This is a genomic window from Psychromonas sp. Urea-02u-13 (assembly GCF_002835995.1).
Classification (GTDB): domain Bacteria; phylum Pseudomonadota; class Gammaproteobacteria; order Enterobacterales; family Psychromonadaceae; genus Psychromonas.
Genome location: NZ_PJBZ01000173.1, coordinates 1 through 2,290, shown reverse-complemented (window position 1 = coordinate 2,290; position 2,290 = coordinate 1). Strand labels below are relative to the sequence as shown.

The 2,290-nt window shown below is 36.6% G+C and carries 1 protein-coding gene and 1 pseudogene; one reads left to right on the top strand and one right to left on the bottom strand.

All coding sequences use genetic code 11. From position 1 onward, the window contains the following. The first annotated feature begins 344 nt into the window (after window positions 1-344). Entirely contained in the window at window positions 345-941 is a 597-nt protein-coding gene (locus CXF74_RS21085) for a hypothetical protein (RefSeq protein WP_101084572.1), read from the top strand. 11 nt (window positions 942-952) lie between these two features. Here the strand turns inward: CXF74_RS21085 and CXF74_RS21080 are convergent. Next, window positions 953-1,849, bottom strand: a pseudogene (locus CXF74_RS21080) (ISAs1 family transposase); the annotation flags it as partial. Window positions 1,850-2,290 lie beyond the last annotated feature (441 nt).

Sequence of the window (2,290 nt, the reverse complement as noted above, 5' to 3'; positions counted from 1 at the left end):
ATTTGGATGTCCTTTCTTAATTTTTTGTCTTAATTTTCTTAATTTTTGTGTATACGCGATGCAAAATGAAAGACTTGCCCCTCGTAGTGATCAGCCACTAGGTTTTTAACCTATTTTAGTAAATTAATTCGTCCGGTAGCATTTTTAAACCATACAGCAGCATCAATATTAAAAGGCTTGTCTTCGTTTGATGATGAAGCCGCAATTTATTTCATAAAAAGACGCTACTCAACATAGCAGTTATTTCACGCACAAAACTTAGGCTAACATACAGTCCCCATTGTACCAGTAACTTTAATCGAATATAATATATTTTTAATTAACATAAAATGAGAAGAGCCACCGTGAAAATTGTAGTCGATGGAATTTACGAAACTAGTAAAATGAAAGTTGAAATTGGAGAAGATGTTGTCTCTAAATTTTTTAAAGAAACAGGAAATGCTAACAAGCGATACCAAAGAGAGAAAGAATCACTCCTACGATTAAGTGGTTCTTTTGGCTTCCCAAAATTAATTTCATTTGATGATGATAAGAAGATCTTAAAAATGAGCAGATTACCAGGGGGAAAACCTGAGAATCTTTCTGAAATACAAATTAATTTATTAAGAAAAATGGTAAATGAAATGCATCAAGTTGGTGTTACCAGGCATGCTATACCAATAAGAGACTTACTTTCTAACAATAGTGAAGAACTTGGTATGGTAGACTTTGAACGTGTAACACTTAGGCGATTCGGTTTGTCTCCTATTTGGTTAGTCGCAAAAAAAGTTTCAAATTATCACTTATATCGTTTAATACAAAAATTTCAACCAAATCTTCTTTCTGAGTCAGAAAGAAGATTTTTAAATAAAATGAATGAACTTAGAAATATGCTGCAAAAACTTAAGCCTCTAAAGAATAAAATAACCCTAAATTACTACATAAATAAATATTTCCGCTGAGGATACCACGGCTAGCGCATTTTAATCCCATGCTCTAAAAGGGCTGAGCGATAGCCATCATCTAATGCAGCCATCTTTTTTTCGCTGCTATACTCGCCGACTTTGTATTATCTTGTTTAAATAAGCCCATCGCTATTTTTCTCATTACGTTAAAAGCAAGTGGACCTCGGCCTTTACGAATTCTAGATTCATCTTCCCTAAAAGTCATATCTAGCATCCAATGCATACTCTCAATCTGCCAATGGTTACGCACTGCGTATAGGCTGTGCTCTGCATTTAAGGTCAATGAATAATGTACCTACGGGTTTCTGTTGTCTCTTTTCCTGTGGACTTTTCATATACATCGGAGGTAACTTTAATAATGCTATTCAGTCCTACCCATCGGTATTTTTTGTCTAACCATTTTTTATTAATGAGGACTTGCTGACAAGTTCTCGTTTCTATTCGACCATGAGCACTGTCCGTTACCGTATATTCAACGTAATTATCTGCTGTAAAACCTTCTCGTTGCACTTTGTGCCACTAAGCTTCTAACTCACTTTGCAACTCTGAGTGATTACCTTTGAGTGCTAAGATGTAATCCGCTTTTTGTTCTATTATCTGCTTTGCGATTTCCTTTTGGCACCCCATTGCATCAAGGGTAATAATACTATTTTCTATATCAAGCATGTTCAATAGCTCAGGGATAGCAGTGATTTCATTCGTTTCTATCAGTGAAGATATCCACGCTTGAAAAGCTTGTTCAATTTCATCTGCTTTTAAACGACAAATAACACGTGCAATAGTGTCATGGCTGGGTATTCCCGCTTCAAAAGGACGATACTGTCGGAGCCAATCAAGTTTTATATGGCCGAAGTTTTCAATATCCTCCCAACCTCAGAGCCAGACATAACGGCACTAATCGCTAAAAACCGATCGGGGACACCCGTATCTTTTTAACTGCACTTCAAGAATCCACTTCCAAGTTGAACGTGGGGATCATGTTTTTTAATGTGAAGTACGGATGTCGCCAACTATCTATGCCTCAAAGTATGCAAAAGAAGTGATGGTTCAAGTCCGCCTAGCGGTACCATATAAATGAAAGCGCTAAATCAGAAATGGTTTAGGGCTTTTTTGTGCCTGACTCAAAATAACATTTTACTATTAATCTGCTCCCTTATTTATAAGCCTTTGTATGCTGCGTTAAATGGGGTTTCGCCCTACGGGCAAGTTACCTTTTTCTCAACAGCAATAAAAAGTAGCTTAGATTCAAATAATAAGCGCCATTCCGACGCATTTTTTATCTGCTAAAAAAGTGTCACTCAGTGCTTAGCCCATTCATAGCACTGAACTGTCGTTCAATTCACCAG